The organism is Paenibacillus sp. P5_B5, assembly GCF_056400365.1.
The window spans coordinates 117,644-134,102 of the sequence record NZ_JBFULK010000008.1 but is presented as its reverse complement, the minus strand read 5'-3'; the positions used below and the strand labels follow the sequence as shown (position 1 = coordinate 134,102).

Genomic DNA, 16,459 nt, shown 5'->3' with positions numbered 1-16,459 from the left:
AGTTCCTCCTTCTACATTAACCTATAGAAAATAATAAAAATAATATATATAATATTGATATACATAAACTAAATTTATATATTGAGGGGTACTATGAATCTACATGGTTTACGCATATTTCATACCATTGCCGTTATGGGTGGTGTATCAAGAGCCTCTGAGCAGTTAAACATTAGCCAGCCTGCTGTTACGATGCAGCTTCGCAAGTTCGAGAAGGAACTAGGCTTGCCCCTCACTCGTACGAACGGCAGAGGAATCGCCTTAACAGAATTCGGATTATGGTTAGCTACGCAAGCAGATCGACTCTTTGCTCTTGAAGCTGACATTGATAAGCAATGTATCGCATATCAGAGTGGTTCAATAGGCAATTTGACATTAGCTGCTACTTATTTGCCAGCCAATTACTTATTGCCTTCATGGCTCGTTGAATATCGTCTTACCTATCCAGACGTCTATGTTAGCATGTCTTCAAGCAATAAACAGACAGCACTCGATAAGCTTCTGCGGTATGAGGCTGACATTACCTTTATTGGCGGTCATCATGACACCTTCCCAGATGGGTTGATTTCCACAATCGTACAAGAAGATGAGCTTTGGTTTGTTGCACGTCCTGATCATCCCTATGCAAGCCGTACTATTTCCTATGATGAGCTAGTTCAATGTCCATTCATCTTCAGAGAACCAGGCAGTTATACAAGAGATGCCTTATTAACTCTATGTAGAACAGCAGGTGTTCTACCTCCACCACCTGCACTTCTGGTAAATGGTCCACAAGAAGCACTTCGTGCAGTTCTTGCAGGACTAGGGATAACACTCGCTTCTTCTATAGAAGTCAGGGAATATATCTATAATAGAACATTAGTGCAACTTCAGGTTGAAGGTCCACAAGCAACAAATGTCATTTCTTGTTGCATTCGTTCTGGTGATCCTCTTCCTCCACAAGCCAAAGCATTCCTTAGTCTATTAGAATTAGATTTGTAATAATCTTCTAATTTCAATACCTTTTGGTTCTGTTACGAATACAATATAATAGGAAGATTGTTTATAGAATTCTAAGTGGAGGTAATTGTGATGAAGCGTATAGCAGTATTTTGCGGATCTAGCAGCGGAGCATCAAGCTCTTATACAGAAGGAGCCATACAATTAGGGAAAGAATTAGTAAAACGTGGAATTACGCTTGTATACGGTGGAGCTAGTGTTGGTATTATGGGTGCAGTAGCGAATACAGTGTTACAGGAAGGTGGGCATGTTATTGGTGTCATGCCTCAACTATTAATTGATAGAGAAATCGCCCATACAAATTTATCTGAGATGTTCGTTGTTAACACCATGCATGAACGTAAAGCCAAAATGGCTGAGCTAGCTGATGGTTTTATTGCGCTACCTGGTGGTCCAGGAACTATGGAGGAATTCTTCGAGGTCTTTACATGGGCTCAAATTGGCTTGCATCAGAAACCAATGGGATTATTTAATATTAATCATTATTATGATCCACTAATCTCCTTATTCGATCATATGGCCAAAGAGCATTTCTTACATCCTAAGTATCAGTCTTTGGCAATTGTAGATACAGATGCTGAAAATCTTCTGCATCAGTTTGATAACTATGTACCTCCTACTGTCAAAAGCTACACGAAATGATTCATTTCATATACAGAATAAACAAAGCCCGAATCCACAAGTGGACCGGGCTTTCATATTTACACTCAGTTGGAATAGCTCCCCTTCAGAGTGGTTTGTTCAATGATATGACCTTCCATCGCTTTATAAAGCTCATTCATATAGAAACCAGGTTGAAGCTTTAGCTCGGTATCTAGCGCATAGACATGTAGCTCATAGGTGTGTGGAGCATCTGGTGGAGCCATGCCACCATACACACTTGCTTCCATGCGATCTAATCCGCCGAGTTTACCAGACCAGCTATTAGTCCCTTGTACAAAATCTGTCTCCGTTATACTTTCATTTTCTTGAAGCTCACACTTGGTAATATTAGCGGCAGTCCAGTGAATCCATGAGAATCCACTAACAGGAACAGCGTCCTTATCTTCTAATACAATAGCGAACGAAACGGTGTCTTTGTGGGAATTTCTTATTTTGAAAGGCAAAGAATAGGTTGGCATTCCACCAGGACTAAACTGGGTTCCTCGTTTCCCGTACTTATCTGCTATTACTCCTTTGACAATTCCGGTACTCGTTACTCTCATGATATTTTCCTCCAATAAAAACTCATTTTTTGGTTCTTAGTAAAAGGATATGCAGTGTGACACTAATTCCTACTATTACTAGTATTCCAATAACCAGAGCTTTACTAATGATGATCATTGAAGCTATGAGCCCTACCCAAAGGAACGTAATTGCTCTAATTTTAACATGATAAGGAACACCTGTCTTGTACCTATAATTCTCGATATAACTACCAAAGTATTTATTCTTTAGCAGCATGCTCTCAAACTTCTTATTACTTACGGAAAAACAAATAGCTGCTACAATGACAAACGGAGTGGTAGGTAAAATCGGTAGGATAATACCTACTACTCCAAATGCCAGAAATACAAACCCAATAAAAGTAAGGAAATAATTTCTCACTCTCAATTAATATCGTTACCTGTACTTGTTATTAGAATCTTGTTATCACTCACAATTAACCACCCTAACAGAAATAACAATTAGAATCATTCTCATTCTATTCAAGAATTATCATAACTTATTTGTGACGAGCAAAAATATGATCAATATCACAAAAAAACCGACCGAACAACTATATACCCGATTCCGATTGGTCTCTTTTTCGTTTAATCGATCGTATTATACATTTGTCACATCTACAAAGAAATCAATTTGAGCAACGACATCCTCGATCGTAATTTGACGAAGGTGCTGAATGGTTTGAAGCTCTGCATCTGTCATGATGCTCTCTAACACTTGATCTAGTTGTTTACATACTTCTCCATTACAATCAATGTCTTGTTCTACTTCCTTACATCCTGTCTTTACTGCAAGATAGACGTCTGCCAAAGTAATGAGGTGTGCCGCTTTGCCAAGAGCATAACCACCATCCCGTCCTTCCTTCGCTTCTACAAGTCCAGCTTGCGTCAGTGATTGCATGACTCTTCTTAAGAAGGTCGCATGTGAATTGACTTGGCTAGCGATTGTTGTGCTGGATAACTTCTCTTCACTTTGTGTTAACCAAACAAGCGCATGCACAGCAATTCTTAAACGAGCTGGACCAATGGCTAGCCCGCGGTTTGATGTACTCATGTTACGTCCCTCCATTATTATCTGCAACATTCATAAGCACATTACAGACCTTTTTGAGCAAATCAACGAATCGGATCTATTATTCCACTATCGATAAGCTTATCCAATAAGTGATCTTGAACATTCTCATAGTCTCGGCTGATTGGTTTAGAGATCAGATCAACCAACACGCCATTACTAAATATGGAATGATGATTGAAACAACCTTCATCATGTAATAATAAGGGTAAATATTTGGGTAAATGTGATGCTACTCCAACATTCATTGGGTGTAAAATCCAGTTAACATCCTTCCAGTCCAATATGCCCTCTGTAGTTTTAACAGGAGTCTCATAGATTGAATCACTATCAAGCTTCGCTAGATATAAATACATTCCACCTAAAGATTTCTTATTCTGATCCGACTGCCAAGTGACGAATCCTTTAAAAGTAAAGTTATTAGGTACTAGGCCTGTCTCTTCCAAGACTTCACGCTTCACTGAAGCTAGTGGAGTTTCATTAGGCTCTAACTTTCCCCCCACTCCATTCCATGCACCCATCCATGAAGGCTTGTCTCTATTAAGCAATAAGATCTGTTCGTTCCTTTGGATAAAACAAATATTATATTTCATTCTAATTTCCCTCTGAACTTACGTTCATTGTTCGATAAATTTCTAATGCCTTCTCCATTTTATGAATATAATGATGATCATTACTTGAGCATAGAAATTTCGGATGAGATCCTCCATCAGAATTCAGCATATCCATGTCACTCAATATTTGCGAAAGTCTATGTATCGTCCCAACACTTCCATCAACAATACGGATATGAGCCGGCAATAGATTGCGTAAAATGTTTTTGTAAAATGGATAATGTGTACAACCTAGTACAACCGTGCCATATAAGCTCAGATCCATACCTGCCAGCTTCCTGTTAAAATAATCCGCGATAACATTATGATCAAAGTTTAAGCTCTCACAAAACTCGACAAGCTCCGGTAAAGGAATTGAATCAACAATCGAATGATCATCTATTCGTGAGACTAATTCGGTGTACTTGGATTGTTTTAATGTTAATTGTGTTGCAAAAACCAGTACTCGCTTCCCCGTTCTACGATTCATTTCTACTGCTGGTTTAACCGCTGGTTCCATGCCTATGATCGGGAAATCATACGTACTTCTTAACTCTGTAACTGCTATACTCGTTGCAGTATTACAAGCTATTACAAGCGCCTTAATTTCTTCCTTCACCATTTGATCTACCGATTGTTTAACAAATTCCTTAACTTCTTCCTTAGACTTCGTCCCATAAGGCACATGCAATGTATCTGCATAATACACGAAATTTTCTTTAGGTAACTGCTTCATCGCTTCATATAATACAGTAATTCCACCAATTCCTGAATCAAAAAAACCTATCTTCATTTCATTCACCTTGTGTCATGTTTTTTAATACTTCTAGTATTTTAACACGACTCTACATCTGATATAAAAGTTAAATTAATCTGACTTTTTCTTTCCTGAACCAAACCCAATTGCATAAGTATCCCAAGGCACGACTTCATTTAAATTTATCTACCTTTTTCATTACCACGTTTAAAATTGCCAGTAACCTTAGCCATAATTAATTGTGCTTCTTTAAAATCCGCCATTTGAATTCTGCTCAGAAATTTCTCGCTAGCTTTGCCCGTGAGGATCATGACTTGTTTACCTTGCCAATAAATAAAAATCTTATTATCTTTTTTCAATTTATAGGAGAATACCTCTTCATCAAAACGATTTCGTTTATCAATATTGCTCATGCAAATCACTCCATCTCATTTTAGGAAATCATCCTTTCTGATTCTTTCTTATTCGGTAAATCCATGGCATTTCCTGTTCAAGTAAGTCATATCTTTTCTTATCACTCCCTAATCAAGACACTAGTTCCTACCATCTTTTTACAATATTTAGTGACTATAGTGATTCTATTCTTACTATCCCTCATAAACACATGTAAAGCAGAGCATATCAATGAAAACATAGGAGTTGGAACCTTTAATGCGTTTAATTGTGCTGCTACCGTCTAATATGTTGGAAGCAGTCATTTGATTAATTCTCTCATAGTTCGTAAAATAAGTTCATATGAACCTAAATTAAAATTGTAAAGGGATGAGACACAGTTATATGGGTATAGGATTTAATCTGTTTATGGTTGCAGTACTGATTATTTTGACAGCTTTCTTCGTTGCGACGGAATTCGCTATCATCAAAATACGTTCAAGCCGAGTCGATCAGATGGTTTTGGAAGGACGTAAGAATGCATTAGCCGTTCAGCAGGTCACAAGCAACTTGGATGGATATTTGTCAGCTTGTCAGTTAGGTATAACCATTACAGCATTAGGACTTGGTTGGCTCGGTGAACCTACCGTTGAAGCCTTGTTACTACCTGTATTTGATGTTTTAAACATTAATAATGAAGTAAGTAGCATTCTATCTTTTATTATCGCTTTCATGTCAGTAACATTCCTTCACGTTGTTATTGGTGAACTTGCGCCGAAATCAGTGGCGATTCAAAAAGCTGAAGCAATTAGTTTAGCAACAGCTAAACCGATTATATACTTTTACAAAATCATGTATCCCTTCATCTGGGTCTTGAACGGTTCAGCTAACATGCTAGTTAAGCTGTTCGGATTTAAGCCAGCCAAAGAACACGAAGAAGCCCATTCTCAAGAAGAGATCCAGATTATTTTGTCAGAAAGCTATCAAAGTGGAAAAATCAACAATGCGGAGTACGGCTATGTGAATCGAATTTTCGCTTTTGATGAGATGTTGGCAAAAGAAATCATGGTACCTCGAATGGATATGGTTTGTTTATATACAAATAATACACTGCAAGAAAACATGGCAATTATTCGTAAAGAACAATATACACGTTTCCCGGTCGCAATGAATAGTAAGGATAACATTATCGGGATGATTAACACGAAACAACTTTTCTTAGAGTATGACGCAAATGTTGATGTTGATTTTAAACAATTGATCCATCCTCTATTGACAGTTCCAGAGGTAATTCCAGTTAAAGCATTATTGAAACGTATGCAACTAGAACAGGTGCATATTGCATTACTGATCGATGAATACGGCGGTACATCAGGTATCATTACGATTGAGGATATACTAGAAGAAATCGTTGGTGAGATTCGAGATGAGTTTGATGCTGATGAGCGCAAAGATATTGAGAAGCTATCAGATAACAGTTATCTAATAGATGGTAAAGTGTCCTTGCATGAATTTTGTGATTTGACAGGTCTTGATTTAGATGATGAAGAAGTAGATACATTTGGTGGTTGGGTATTTACTAAGGTACAGGAGCCTAAACTAGGTGTTTCGCTTCAATACGAGCATATTAGTATGATTATACGAGATACGAGTAAAAATCGTATTCGTAAGGTTGAAGTGACATTGGAGAACGTAGAGTCTACACCAGAAGTTGAAGATAACTATATAACCGCAAATCAATATAGCTAACAACATGCCTTAGTTCGGGATTTATCGAACTGAGGCTTTTTTAATGATTTAGACACCGTCCAATCCATGATATTCATCCTTGCATACAATGTGGTAGCCCAAGTTAAAAGGAGTGAAATCGAATGGTATTTATGCCACCTTTTGGACCACCACCCGGACCATCACCTGGATCACCTTTTGGTCCGCCTTTAGGGCCTCCTCAAGGACCGCCTCAAGGGCAAGGACAACAGGGTCCATCTTCACCACCTCCACAAATAACACCACAGAAACCTGCTGCCTCTGCATTTGCAGTTGACCCTGGTGCGATAGCCAGATGCTTATTCCGTAACACCTATATCTGGCTCTCAAATGGTCAACAATTCTGGTATTACCCTATTTTTGTTGGACGCACATCAATAGCTGGGTATAGATGGAACGGCAGATTCTGGATGTATTCTGGATTTGATTTAAGACTTATAGAATCATTCACTTGTTTTTAATAATGAAACCAGCCGAGTCTCCTCCACTCGGCTGGTTCACATTTTCTATATTCCTTCAACTATTCTTTTGCTTCGTAAGGATGCTTGTCTAAGCAATTCTTCTTCATTGATCGTGGTCAACTGTCGATTTTTCATCAGCACTTTACCGTTCACGATGGTCGTATCTACATCTGCACCATTCACGCTGTAAGCAAGCAGAGATTCGATATTGTGTACAGGCTGTAGATGTGGTTTATTCATATCTATAAGAATGATGTCTGCTTTCTTGCCTACTGTGATTGTACCTGTTTCGTGATCTATTCTCAGTAATTTGGCATTTTCGATCGTAGCCATTCGCAATGCCTCTCTTGCTGGAAGAACAGTCGGATCACCATAATCTAATTTTTGTAGCCAGGTTGCTGCTTTAATTTCTTCAAACATATCCTGAGTGGTTGCACTACCTGCCCCATCTGTACCTAGTCCAACAGTAATCCCTACCTTCTTCATTTCCATTATGGGTGCAATTCCACAGCCTAGCTTGAGGTTACTCACGGGATTATGACTAACTCCCCCTTTCATCCCTCGCAGCAATCCAATATCACGACGGTTCAGATGAACACCATGCGCTAGAAGAACATGAACTTGTTCAAACAGACCTAGGTTATATAAATATTGAGTCGGTGTTTGATTATATTTATCTCTAATTTTGATTTCTTCTTCTTTGGTTTCTGCCAAATGGATATGAATCGGCAAGTTCCGCTCTATCGCGAGCTGAATGATTTCCCTTAATGGTTCAGGTGGACATGTATAAGGCGCATGAGGTCCGAACATGGTTGTAATCCTGCCATCTGCTTTCCCATGCCAACGATCGATGAGATCCATTGCTTCTGACAATCTTACTCCCCCATCATCATCAACAAATACTAACCCTCTGGTTAATGATGCGCGCATGCCAACTTCTTCAACAGCTGAAGCAATGACATTCATATGAATATACATATCGGCGAATGTCGTCGTCCCGGATTTAATCATTTCAGCCATGGAAAGCTGTGATCCATAGTAGATATCCTCGGGTGTCATTCTTATTTCAGCAGGAATCATTTTCTTCTCTAGCCAGTCCATTAGCTTCAGATCATCACTAAACCCTCTCAACAAACTCATGGGTGTATGCTGATGCGCATTGATCAACCCAGGCATAGCCACCATCCCTCGTCCATCTATAACTTCATCCACCTGTTCGATCTGTTCATTGATTTTGCTTTCAATACGAGTAATTTGATCTCCTTCTATTAAAATATCTCCTTCAAACGGTTGTTCATTTTCATTCATCGTTACAATTATGACATTGTGAATTAGTGTTCTCATTATAGAAAAACCTCCTCCATATCCTTATATGAAGAAGGTTAAACCATTCCGTTAAGTGAAGGTCAAGAGGTGATATCACACTGGATAAACGGAATAGAAGGTTAAGGATTCATCTTTTACTTGTGGAACCAGCGTTGGTATTCGCATACTCCTAATAGGAAGCTTTGGTAGGAACTGCATACACAATATGGAGGAGTTCGTTAATTTGCTGTACTTTGGTGATATATCCTTGTTCATCAAACCAATGGATAAGCTTCGATCGATCTCCATAGTATTCATCCTCAATCAGGGTCATGACCTTCTGTTTGCCTTCTTGTTCTAGCAAATTGAGGTATGCTACTCGTTTGTCTTCGTCTTCAAACATCAGATCAACGATGCAAATTCGACCATGAGGTTTGAGTACTCGGCGTATTTCCTCAAGTGCAAGCAGCTTCTGATCATCACTTAGATGATGCATCGCATAGCTCGTTACTGCAAACTCAAAGCTATGGTCAAGATACGGGATGGCAAGAAAGTTACCCAATTTTGTTTCGAACATCGGGAATTTACGTTGGCATTGCTTCAGCATCTCGATCGACTGATCAATTCCACACATCTCAATCTCTTGCTCTAGAAACAGAGCTGCTAAATTACCAGTACCCGTGCCAATATCTAGTCCCTTCTCGCCTTTATGCGGATTGATCCAATTGAGAATTTTTTGTAAGGCGACCGAATAGCTTGGATGGGTATTAAATTCCTGATCGTTCGTATGGTTATGAACAAGCTCATCATGAAACTCTGCTTGTTTGTCGAAATTCCAATGGTCACGCCAATTCATGCGAAGATCTCTTAGCCTTTTGCGAGCATTCGTTAATTCAAATATTTCTTCCCATGCGATCGCTTGTGTTTGCTTAACGTGATTAATGATTCGATCAGTAGTTTCAATGTTATGCTTTAATTCCACAAATTGAGAGAACATTATTGATCGTTGCAATTCAAGCGCATACAGGAAGTGATCCTGCTCACCTTTACCCAGTTCAATTAATAGGGTTTTAATTTCCTCAATGGACATCCCTACTTCTCTTAGGGAAATGATTGTTTGCAGTAGCCTTGCATCGTTCTCATCAAACACCCGATATTGATTCGTGGGATGCTTACTTGGGGTAATCATCCCCTTCTCTTCATAAAAACGGATCGTACGTGGCGTTATATTCAAATGTTCTGCTAGCTCTTTAATATGCATTGTTTTCACAAAAAACTTCTCCCGTAGTGTCAGTATGTACCTATTATAAACCTTTACGTAGCGTAAAGGTAAATAAGAAGTGTTTCTCTTCCAGTCTCTATACAATTCATCTAATCCGAATTTCCCCCTTGCAGGACATGCTTGGCTATAACGATCCGCTGAATCTCATTCGTACCTTCATAAATCTGCGTTACTTTAGCATCACGCATATAGCGTTCAACCCGATTGTCCTTCTTATAGCCGTCTACACCATATAGCTGAACGGCGTCCGTAGCAATCGACATCGCTGTATCTGTAGCGAACATTTTGGCCATTGAAGCTTCCTTAGCACAAGGCAATCCGTTTCCTCTAAGCATTGCAGCGCGGTATATTAGGAGCCTAGCAGCTTGAATTTTGGCAGACATCTGCGCTAATGATAGCTGAGCTCTAAGAAATTGAGCAGAATCTCTGCTTAACCTTGCATACTGCTTAACATGTGCACTTACCGCATCGTAAGCAGCTCGAGCAATGCCTAGCCCTTGTGCAGCTATACTAATACGTCCGCCATCCAGATTATTTAAAGCAAGCTTAAAGCCTTCTCCCTCTGCTCCTAACAGCTGTGAACATGGAACAACAGCATTCTCATACCGAATTGTAGTGGTTGCAGAACCATTTAAGCCCATTTTCTTCTCTTTCAAGCCTATAGTAAAACCGGGTGTATCTTTCTCGATAATAAACGCTGATATCCCCTTAATTCCTTTGCCAAGTTCAGTCACAGCAAATGTAATATAAATATCCGCCTCTCCACCATTGGTAATGAAGATCTTAGAGCCATTTAGTATATAATGATCACCATTTTTAATCGCTCGGGTCGATATTTGAGATGCATCTGAGCCTGCTTGAGGTTCTGTCAGAGCAAACGCTCCTAATAACTGACCCGTTGCTAGTTTAACTAAATAACGTTGTTTCTGTTCATTTGACCCCTGCTTAAGAATTGGAATCGTGCCAACAGAAGTATGAACTGCCAGAATAACGCCTAGTGTCGCACTTGCATATGAGATTTCTTCAATCGTAATCATATATGAGAGAAAATCTGCACCTGAACCTCCCCATTCTGTAGGAATCGGTATGCCCATCAAGCCTTGCTCTCCCATTCTAGTAACGATCTCACGAGGAAATTGATCTTGAGCATCGATCTGAGTGGCATAGGGTATGATTTCACTGCGCGCAAAGTCTCGTACTCTGTCTCTGATCAACTGTTGATGCTGAGTGAGTTCGAAATCCACCACATCCCTCCTTAATATACATAAAATCCTCGACCTGTTTTCTTCCCTAGAAAGCCCGCCTTAACATATTTACGGAGAAGTGGGCAAGGTCTATATTTCGAGTCTCCAAGACCATCATGCAGAACTTCCATTATCGCTAGACAAGTATCCAGACCAATAAAATCAGCGAGCGCTAGTGGTCCCATTGGATGGTTCATCCCTAGCTTCATCACTTGATCAATCGCTTCAGGTTTAGCAATACCTTCATATACGCAATAAATCGCTTCGTTAATCATCGGAAGTAGAATACGATTCGAGATAAACCCAGGGAAATCATTGACCTCCACTGCTGTTTTACCTATTCTTGTGGTGAGATTCTCGATTGTTTGATAGGTCATATCACTTGTTGCTAGGCCACGAATAACTTCGACTAATGACATTACAGGTACTGGGTTCATAAAATGCATCCCAATAACAAGCTCAGGTCTTTGCGTAGCTGCTGCGATCTCTGTGATTGGAAGTGAAGAGGTATTGGTAGCAAAAATAACTTCCTTAGGTGTTATCGAATCTAATCTGCGGAATATCTCACATTTGATCTCCATATTCTCTGAAGCAGCTTCAATAACGAGCTGTATATCAGACATTTCTGTTAGAACAGTAGATGATGTAATATGCGTCAGAATGTGTTGCTTATCTTCCTCCATCATTCGACCCTTCTGAACATTCCGTGATAACAAACTAGTAATCGTCTCTATACCACGATTAACACGCTCTACACTGATGTCATTTAGGATCACTTCTATACCCGCTTGTGCTAATACTTGCGCAATTCCACTGCCCATCTGTCCTGCACCGACAACAAGTACCTTCTGGATCATCATTCTGACTCACTCCATATCAAGAGTTCTATACATTATCATGAACTTGAATTAGTATTGCATCCCCTTGTGCTGCCCCAGAGCAAATAGCTGCGATACCAAGACCACCTCCACGGCGCCTTAATTCATGGATTAAGAAACCGACAATCCGAGTTCCACTTGCTGCAAGTGGATGACCGTAGGCAATCGCACCACCATTAACATTCACCTTATTCGTATCCCAGCCTACGATTGTTTCAGAAGTTAGAATTACAGCAGCGAATGCTTCATTTACTTCAAATAGATCAATATCAGATACATGATAGCCAGTTTTCTGCAGAAGCTTCTGTATAGCAAGCCCCGGTGTAGTTGCAATGTAGGAGGCTTCTGCTCCTACTTCTGCATGCCCCAGTATCGTAGCAATCGGCTTCATGCACTCTAAATGTGCACGCTCATCCGACATAAGCACCATAGCAGCGGCACCATCGTTCACACCAGGTGCATTACCTGCAGTAATGGTCCCATCCGCGTCAAATACAGGCTGAAGCTCTGTAAGCTTCTCTAGTGAAGTATCTCTGCGGGGGACTTCATCTACGTCAACAATCGATTTCATTCCTTTATTATTGTGAGTTTCTACCGCAATAATCTCGTTCGCTAAGCGACCTGAATCAATAGCTTGAATCGCAAGTTGATGAGAACGAAGCGCCCATTCATCCTGCGCTTCGCGAGATATTCCAAATTCAGCTGCAATTCGTGAGCCTAGGACCGCCATTGGAACATCGTGAAACGCACAGCGCAGTCCGTCATAAGAGAGTAAATCAATAACTTCTGAATGCCCCATGCGTATCCCCCATCTTGCTTGTGGGAGCAAATACGAAGCATTAGACATCGATTCCATACCACCTGCAATGATGATGTCTGAGTCACCCGAACGTATGATCTGATCCGCCAAAGTAATCGCTCTCATCCCAGAAGCGCATACTTTGTTGATCGTTTCTGTCGGTGTATTCCAAGGTAATCCTGCTTTAATAGCCGCCTGTCTGGACGGTATTTGACCTGCCCCACCTTGTAACACCATTCCCATAATAACTTCATCTACTTGATCAGGAGATAAATAAGCACGCTCCAAAGCTCCACGAATGGCTATCGCCCCAAGGTCAACCGCCGTTAGCTTCGATAAAGCGCCACCAAAACGGCCGAATGGAGTTCTTGCCGTACTGACAATGACCGTTTGTCGCAATTCAAGCACTCTCCTTTACAACAAGAGTTGAAATTATACTCATGCTCGTTAATATAAAGAAATAGTAGACATATTGTTTTCAAGCTCATGCTTAATGCTTTGTAAGAACTGTCCAGCTAGGAGAACATCATGCACTCGCTGATCATAGGATAAGCACAAATTGACAATGGATCTTGCTGCGAACATATTGTTTATGATGACAGCGCGTTTAGTGATTTGCTCGATACTTAGTATGGCGGTTTGCGGGTATAGAACATTTGGTTTCGACTGAATAGAACCAATTGCACCTGTGTTCATAATCGCGAAGGAACCACCCTGTTGCTCATCAATTGTTAAAACACCTTGGCCTGCTCTTGTACCTAAATGCTGTATAGCTTGCAGAATTCCAAGTACACTTAAGTAATCCGCATCTCGTATCACTGGTACATGAAGCCGATTGTTTGCTGCAACTACTAGAGATATACACATATCTTGACGTGTAATAATCTGCCTTCCCGACCATATAGAGTTCATCTTAGGATGTTTCTTAAGGCTTGCTACAACTGCTTTTATGAAGAAAGGTAATAATCTGAGCTTCAATCCCTGCTTCAGTTCAAAATTATCTTTCACTTGATTCCGATAAGCGCTTAAATCGGTTACATCCACTTCAACCATCAACCAATTGTGAGGAGATTCATGGATTTCATGTGGTAATCCTGTTACCTGGTTACGTTGAACATGTGTAGGTGCAGCAGACTCCGACTCCTTATACTCCGAATTCTCTGCATGTTCTTCAAATTCTGCTTGTTCCGCATATTCAATTGCTGGATTATTTGATCGCTCTACTATAGGAGGCGGCGATTTAATTGCGGTAAGAACGTCTTTACGAGTAATTCGTCCATCCTTCCCTGCACCCTTCATTAGGGTAAGATCTAGGTTATGCTCCCGAGCTAAATATAGAACAGCCGGCGAATACAGATGATTACTCTGTAGCTTATCTCGAACCGGTTGTACATCAACCCTAGCTTCTTCTTCTTGGTTTGCTTCATCAATCCAACAAATAAGTCCACCAACCTGAATGGTCTGCCCTTCAGCTGCAACAAGCTGTGTTATAGTGCCAGATTGACTAGAAGGAATCTCTGCAGTCACTTTATCCGTCATTATTTCACAAAGAGGCTGATATTTCATTACTTTTGAACTCGGAGCAACTAACCACTTGAGAATCGTACCTTCTGTAACTGACTCACCTAATTGCGGCATGACGACTTGCGTTGCCATGACAATTCTCACCCCTTTCCCTTAGAACTCTGCCAATTCCCGCATAGCTTCTGTGATTGTATCTAGATTAAGCATGAAATATTTCTCGAGTGGAGGACTGTAGGGCATGGCAGGAATATCAGGTCCACACAGACGACGTACTGGAGCATCTAACTTGAATAAGCATTCTTCCGCAATAATAGCTGCAACCTCTCCTCCAAGTCCGCCTTCCTTATTATCTTCGTGAATAATAAGAACCTTGCCTGTTCTCTCAGTTGCTTGCACAATCGCTTGTTTATCAAGCGGATAAAGCGTGCACAAATCCAGTACATGTGTGCTAATTCCTTCTTTATTCAGTTGTTCCGCAGCCTGTAAGGTGAGATGAAGCATAAGACCATAAGTAATAACCGTAATGTCATCGCCTTCTCGTTTCACATCAGCTTTGCCAATCGGTAGAACATAATCCGTATCTGGTACTTCACCCTTAATGAGTCGATAACAACGCTTATGTTCGAGAAAAAGAACAGGATCATCATCCCTAATGGATGCTTTGAGCAACCCTTTGACATCATAGGGTGTTGATGGCGCCACTATCTTTAGACCAGGCACATTCGCAAAGATAGCCTCTATGCTCTGTGAATGATACAGTGCTCCATGAACTCCCCCGCCATACGGGGCACGTATAACCAGTGGACAATGCCAGGCGTTGTTGGAACGATACCGCATCTTGGCTGCTTCACTAATGATTTGATTCGTAGCAGGCATGATAAAATCTGCGAATTGCATCTCCGCAACCGGCCTCATTCCGTAAGCAGCTGCACCTATCGCAACGCCAACAATCGCTGACTCAGAGAGCGGTGCATCTATAACCCTCGCTTCCCCAAACTCCTCCATCAACCCCTTTGTTGCTCGAAATACACCTTCACGTACGCCAACGTCTTCTCCAAGTATGAACACCTTAGGATCTCGTTTCATTTCCTCCTGTAATGCTAGCGCAACAGCGTCAATATAGGACATTAATGACATGTATCATTGCCCCCTACTTAAAAGTCATCATCAGCTGAAAATCCAATAACACATCCTTACAGTGATACAGAATCCCCTCCATATACAAACTTAAGTGCACTTGCTGGTTCTGGATATGCAGCTCGATCTGCATACTCAGTCGCATCATCAATTTCTTGTGAAATCCTTGCCTGTATAACTTGCTCTAGCGGTTCATTCCAAACATTCACTTGTTGTAAATACTTCTTAAACTGCATGATCGGATCATTCTTTCTTGCAGACTCTACTTCTTCTCTCGAACGATAGGCTCGGTCATCATCATCACTGGAATGTGGCGCAAATCGGTATGTCATCGCTTCAATCAGAGTAGCTCCTTCGCCCCCTCTCCCACGAGCTACAGCATCTCTCATGACCTTATATACAGCTAATGGATCATTACCATCCACCTGTATACCTGGAAACCCATAGCTCTTTGCACGAATAGCTACACTTTCACATGCAATTTGCTTCGTAATCGGTACAGATATCGCATATTGATTATTCTCACAAAAGAAAATAACAGGTAACTTGTGTACTCCCGCAAAATTAGCGCCTTCATGAAAATCTCCTTGATTGCTAGAGCCTTCGCCGAAGCTAGTGAAAGTTACTAAATTCTTACCTTCCAGCTTACCAGCTAATGCGAGTCCCACAGCATGTGGTATCTGAGTTGCTACAGGACTTGATGCAGTTAAGACATTGAGTTTGCGACTGCTAAAATGTCCTGGCATTTGCCGTCCTCCGCTATTCGGATCCTCTGCTTTGGCAAAGGTGGAGAGCATAATCTCCCTGCTTGTCATTCCAAGTACTAACATGAAAGCCATATCTCGATAGTAAGGACAGAAATAATCCTTCCCCTTCTCAAGTGCAAAGGCTGCACCAACCTGTGCGGCCTCCTGACCCTGACTAGACAAGAAAAAAGGGATTTTTCCCGTTCGATTCAGAAGAGACATCCGTTCATCCAATTTGCGGGTGAGCAGCATATAGCTGTACATATCAACTACTTGCTGATCAGTAAGACCCAGTTTTTGATGTCGATTCATCATGGA

General features: G+C 40.8%; 18 protein-coding genes. 4 read left to right on the top strand and 14 right to left on the bottom strand.

What is annotated here, in order from left to right:
- Window positions 1–93 precede the first annotated feature (93 nt).
- Both AC1DOK_RS12825 and AC1DOK_RS12820 read left to right on the top strand, forming a co-directional pair.
- Window positions 94–981: a LysR family transcriptional regulator gene (locus AC1DOK_RS12825; protein ID WP_477554666.1), complete on the top strand. Its 888-nt coding sequence runs from the start codon at window positions 94–96 to the stop codon at window positions 979–981.
- 90 nt (window positions 982–1,071) lie between these two features.
- On the top strand, window positions 1,072–1,641 hold the full coding sequence (locus AC1DOK_RS12820; protein WP_477554665.1) for an LOG family protein: 570 nt from the start codon (window positions 1,072–1,074) through the stop codon (window positions 1,639–1,641).
- A 65-nt stretch (window positions 1,642–1,706) separates the two neighbouring features.
- Here the strand turns inward: AC1DOK_RS12820 and AC1DOK_RS12815 are convergent, their stop codons facing one another.
- The 6 genes from AC1DOK_RS12815 to AC1DOK_RS12790 form a co-directional block, all read right to left on the bottom strand.
- Window positions 1,707–2,204, bottom strand: a complete 498-nt coding sequence (locus AC1DOK_RS12815) for a YbhB/YbcL family Raf kinase inhibitor-like protein (RefSeq protein ID WP_477554664.1) — start codon at window positions 2,202–2,204, stop codon at window positions 1,707–1,709.
- Window positions 2,205–2,226: 22 nt separating this feature from the next.
- Window positions 2,227–2,586 (bottom strand): YbaN family protein, encoded by a 360-nt coding sequence (locus tag AC1DOK_RS12810; RefSeq protein ID WP_477554754.1) that lies wholly within the window; start codon window positions 2,584–2,586, stop codon window positions 2,227–2,229.
- 219 nt (window positions 2,587–2,805) lie between these two features.
- A complete protein-coding gene (locus AC1DOK_RS12805; RefSeq protein WP_477554663.1) occupies window positions 2,806–3,258 on the bottom strand; it encodes an Rrf2 family transcriptional regulator in 453 nt (150 codons plus the stop codon).
- Between the two features lie 62 nt (window positions 3,259–3,320).
- A complete protein-coding gene (locus AC1DOK_RS12800) occupies window positions 3,321–3,869 on the bottom strand; it encodes an NUDIX hydrolase (RefSeq protein WP_477554662.1) in 549 nt (182 codons plus the stop codon).
- Between the two features lies 1 nt (window position 3,870).
- A complete protein-coding gene (gene murI / locus AC1DOK_RS12795; protein ID WP_477554661.1) occupies window positions 3,871–4,662 on the bottom strand; it encodes a glutamate racemase in 792 nt (263 codons plus the stop codon).
- 146 nt (window positions 4,663–4,808) lie between these two features.
- Window positions 4,809–5,039: a hypothetical protein gene (locus tag AC1DOK_RS12790; protein WP_477554660.1), complete on the bottom strand. Its 231-nt coding sequence runs from the start codon at window positions 5,037–5,039 to the stop codon at window positions 4,809–4,811.
- 364 nt (window positions 5,040–5,403) lie between these two features.
- On the opposite strand from AC1DOK_RS12790, the gene AC1DOK_RS12785 reads away from it, so the two are divergent.
- Together AC1DOK_RS12785 and AC1DOK_RS12780 are read left to right on the top strand one after the other, a co-directional pair.
- Window positions 5,404–6,747 (top strand): hemolysin family protein, encoded by a 1,344-nt coding sequence (locus AC1DOK_RS12785; RefSeq protein ID WP_477554659.1) that lies wholly within the window; start codon window positions 5,404–5,406, stop codon window positions 6,745–6,747.
- Window positions 6,748–6,869: 122 nt separating this feature from the next.
- On the top strand, window positions 6,870–7,226 hold the full coding sequence (locus tag AC1DOK_RS12780) for a transporter (protein ID WP_477554658.1): 357 nt from the start codon (window positions 6,870–6,872) through the stop codon (window positions 7,224–7,226).
- Window positions 7,227–7,271: 45 nt separating this feature from the next.
- Here the strand turns inward: AC1DOK_RS12780 and AC1DOK_RS12775 are convergent, their stop codons facing one another.
- The 8 genes from AC1DOK_RS12775 to AC1DOK_RS12740 form a co-directional block, all read right to left on the bottom strand.
- The gene (locus AC1DOK_RS12775; RefSeq protein ID WP_477554657.1) at window positions 7,272–8,570 is read right to left on the bottom strand and encodes an amidohydrolase; all 1,299 of its coding nucleotides are present in this window, start codon (window positions 8,568–8,570) and stop codon (window positions 7,272–7,274) included.
- Window positions 8,571–8,721: 151 nt separating this feature from the next.
- Window positions 8,722–9,792: a MerR family transcriptional regulator gene (locus tag AC1DOK_RS12770; RefSeq protein ID WP_477554753.1), complete on the bottom strand. Its 1,071-nt coding sequence runs from the start codon at window positions 9,790–9,792 to the stop codon at window positions 8,722–8,724.
- 110 nt (window positions 9,793–9,902) lie between these two features.
- Complete coding sequence (locus AC1DOK_RS12765; protein ID WP_477554656.1) at window positions 9,903–11,057, bottom strand: acyl-CoA dehydrogenase family protein; 1,155 nt, start codon at window positions 11,055–11,057, stop codon at window positions 9,903–9,905.
- 11 nt (window positions 11,058–11,068) lie between these two features.
- Window positions 11,069–11,917: a 3-hydroxybutyryl-CoA dehydrogenase gene (locus AC1DOK_RS12760; RefSeq protein ID WP_477554655.1), complete on the bottom strand. Its 849-nt coding sequence runs from the start codon at window positions 11,915–11,917 to the stop codon at window positions 11,069–11,071.
- A 25-nt stretch (window positions 11,918–11,942) separates the two neighbouring features.
- Entirely contained in the window at window positions 11,943–13,133 is a 1,191-nt protein-coding gene (locus AC1DOK_RS12755) for an acetyl-CoA C-acetyltransferase (RefSeq protein ID WP_477554654.1), read from the bottom strand.
- Between the two features lie 48 nt (window positions 13,134–13,181).
- Entirely contained in the window at window positions 13,182–14,390 is a 1,209-nt protein-coding gene (locus AC1DOK_RS12750; protein ID WP_477554653.1) for a dihydrolipoamide acetyltransferase family protein, read from the bottom strand.
- A gap of 21 nt (window positions 14,391–14,411) precedes the next feature.
- Window positions 14,412–15,395, bottom strand: a complete 984-nt coding sequence (locus AC1DOK_RS12745) for an alpha-ketoacid dehydrogenase subunit beta (protein ID WP_477554652.1) — start codon at window positions 15,393–15,395, stop codon at window positions 14,412–14,414.
- A 56-nt stretch (window positions 15,396–15,451) separates the two neighbouring features.
- Window positions 15,452–16,456: a thiamine pyrophosphate-dependent dehydrogenase E1 component subunit alpha gene (locus tag AC1DOK_RS12740; RefSeq protein WP_477554752.1), complete on the bottom strand. Its 1,005-nt coding sequence runs from the start codon at window positions 16,454–16,456 to the stop codon at window positions 15,452–15,454.
- Window positions 16,457–16,459: the final 3 nt, after the last annotated feature.